Annotated in this window: 1 protein-coding gene; it reads right to left on the bottom strand. The window is 61.2% G+C overall.

Annotation, left to right across the window (positions count from 1 at the left end):
* The coding region (locus RHODMAR_RS26645) for a non-ribosomal peptide synthetase (protein ID WP_157226262.1) at positions 1–2,956 on the bottom strand (2,956 nt) is incomplete at its 3' end.
* Positions 2,957–2,975: the final 19 nt, after the last annotated feature.

Raw genomic sequence — 2,975 nt, 5'->3', positions numbered from 1 at the left:
GCGCAAGCGAAAGCGGAATACTCTCCGGTCGTTCCTGCGGCACCAACGGCGCCCTCTGAACGCCGCCGACGTGGCTCTCCATACGCGCGGCAAGCGCGCCGACGGAACTTGCCTCGAACAACGCACGCACCGGAACCGATGCACCCAGCTCCACACCGAGACGCGACGCCACCTGAGTCGCCACCAACGAATTACCGCCGAGCGCGAAAAAATCGTCGTCCACACCGACACGACCGACACCCAACACATCACCGAACACCCGGGCCACGATCTCCTCCACCGGCGTGGACGGAGCTCGAAACTCCTTCGCCGCGAAGACCGGATCCGGCAGAGCCCGTCGATCCAACTTACCGGCCGCGTTGAGGGGTAACGCATCCAACACCACAAACGCAACAGGCACCATATACGCAGGCAACACCTCGCTCAGCTCCGACTTGACCGCGGCCACGTCGATCGACAGCCCCACGACAGGAACCAGATATGCAGCCAAAGACTCGCCCAGCGCAGTGTCCGAGACCACCACCACGGCCTGAATGACGGCGGCCGACCTGATCAGAGCTGTCTCGATCTCACCCAGCTCGATCCGCTGACCGCGGAACTTGACTTGGAAATCGGTACGTCCGATGTACTCGATCCGTCCGTCGTTTTCAGGCGACCACCGCACCAGGTCGCCGGTACGATACATGCGCGCGCCACCGACTGCACTTGCACCGCCGCTGAACGGGTTCGCTACGAACCGATCGGCTGACAGATCCGGCCTCGAAACGTACCCACGGGCCAACTGCACCCCCGACAGATACAGCTCGCCAGGCGTACCTGCCGGTACGGGCCGCAAACGGGCGTCAAGTACGTATACGGAGGTATTCCACTCGGGACCCCCGATCGAGACGGGACCGTGTGCCCCGTCGGCGTCCTCCGAAACATCCCGATACGTCACCGATACTGCGGCTTCGGTCGGACCGTATAGATTGTGTACTAGCGCGTTCGATACCGCGCGGCAAGCCGCGATGGTCCGTGCGGGCAGTGCCTCACCGATCACGAACAGATGCTCGAGCGATTCGATCGATTCTGCGGCAGCCGATTCCGCGAAGACGGTCAACATCGACGGTACGAAGTCGGTGACCGTCACCCGATGTCGAGCAATCAAGTCGGCCACTACGTCGACATCGCGCTGCGCCCCCGGCGGAGCAACGATCAATCGACCGCCGGTACGCAACGGTAGGAAAAATCCCCACAGCGACACATCGAACGTGGTCGCCGTCTTCTGCAGATATACGTCCGACTCGTTCAGCTCGTACTGGTGTGCCATCCACGCCATCTGATTCACGATTGCCCGGTGCTCGACGGCAACTCCCTTGGGTCGACCCGTCGAACCCGACGTGAACAAGACATAGGCAAGGTCTGCCGCTGCCGCACGTGGGAACGAGCTCGGGCCGACGGACGGTTCAATGTGATCAATGTGCACCACCGGAACCCCAGTGCGAGTGTTGAATTCGTCATCGGACGTAGACAACACCATTAGGGGCGACGCGGTTTCGAGGATATAATCGTTACGTTCTTCGGGCTGATCCGGATCGACCGGAACATATGCAGCACCGGATTTCAATGCGGCATACATCCCGACAACGAGTTCTATCGAACGCCGCATGGCCAAACCCACGAGCGCGCCCGGGCCCACACCGTCATCGACCAAACGTCGAGCAACCGAATCCACCCTCGCTGCAAACTGCGCGAACGTCAAAGACTGGTCCTCGAATACCAACGCTACGGCGTCCGGAGTCTCCGCAACCTGACGATCGAAGCCGTCCAGAAGCAGTTCGCCCACGGCACTCGCGGGATGTCCGGTGGCGTTCCACTCGTGCAGTACGCGCTCGATCTCGTGAGGAGCCAACAACTCGACGTCACCGACTGCGATCTCCGGCCTCGAAATCGCTGCATCGAGGAACCCGATCAATCGTTCGCCGACCGTAACCACCGTCGGCTCATCGAACAGATCGATCGCATACAGCAATTCGACTGCAAGTCCGCCAGCCTCGTCAGGCGACTCGGTGAAAGTCGCTTGCAGATCGAATTTCGCCGATGCTGCGCCTGTGTCGAAACCTTCGACGGTCAAGCCCGGCAACTCGAACGATCCTCGCGAATAGTTCTGAAAGAACAACGCGATCTGGACCAACGGATGACGCCCCTGCGACCGCTCTGGATCAAGCGCCTCGACCAAGCGCTCGAATGGCACATCGGAGTGCTCGAAGGCTTCTAGGTCAGCCGACCTCACCTGAGAAACGACATCGATGAACGAATCGTCAGATCGGATTGCGGTGCGCAACACCAGGGTGTTGACGAACATGCCGACCAGGTCGTCCAGCGCGGCATCACCGCGTCCGGCTGTCGGTGCGCCGATTGCGACGTCGTTGCTACCGGACAGTCTGGCGAGTAAAACCGCGAGTGCTGCGTGGACCACCATGAAGGCAGTCGCATCGTGATCGTGCGCAAATTCCTTGATACGACTGTGTAATTCCGCCTGAACCTCGAATGACACCGTCGCACCAATACCCGACGCCACCTGAGGGCGAGGCCGGTCGCTGGGCAACTCGAGCTGCGCCGGCATATCCGCCAGGGCACGCAACCAGTAGGCCAGCTGGTCGTGAAGCAACGAATGCGGGTCGTCCGCCGAACCAAGCACCATGGACTGCCACAGCGTGAAATCGGCGTACTGTACCGGCAGAGGCACCCATGACGGCGACTGCCCTCCTTCACGCGCGGTGTACGCCACCATCACATCTCGCGCCAACGGGGCCATCGACAGACCGTCGGCCGAGATGTGATGCGCGACGAGAACCAGGACCGATTCACTGGCGATACTCGCCGAATCCGAAAGCTGGAAAAGCCGGACGCGGAACGGCACCTGCACAGTGACATCGAAGCCCTCGGAGCAGAACTCGACCACAGTCGAATCCACCTCGGCGGAAGCAACAGAC

Origin of the sequence: Rhodococcus sp. AW25M09 (assembly GCF_000333955.1) — a bacterium.
Classification (GTDB): Bacteria; Actinomycetota; Actinomycetes; order Mycobacteriales; family Mycobacteriaceae; genus Rhodococcoides.
This window is presented reverse-complemented; position numbering and strand designations above follow the sequence as displayed.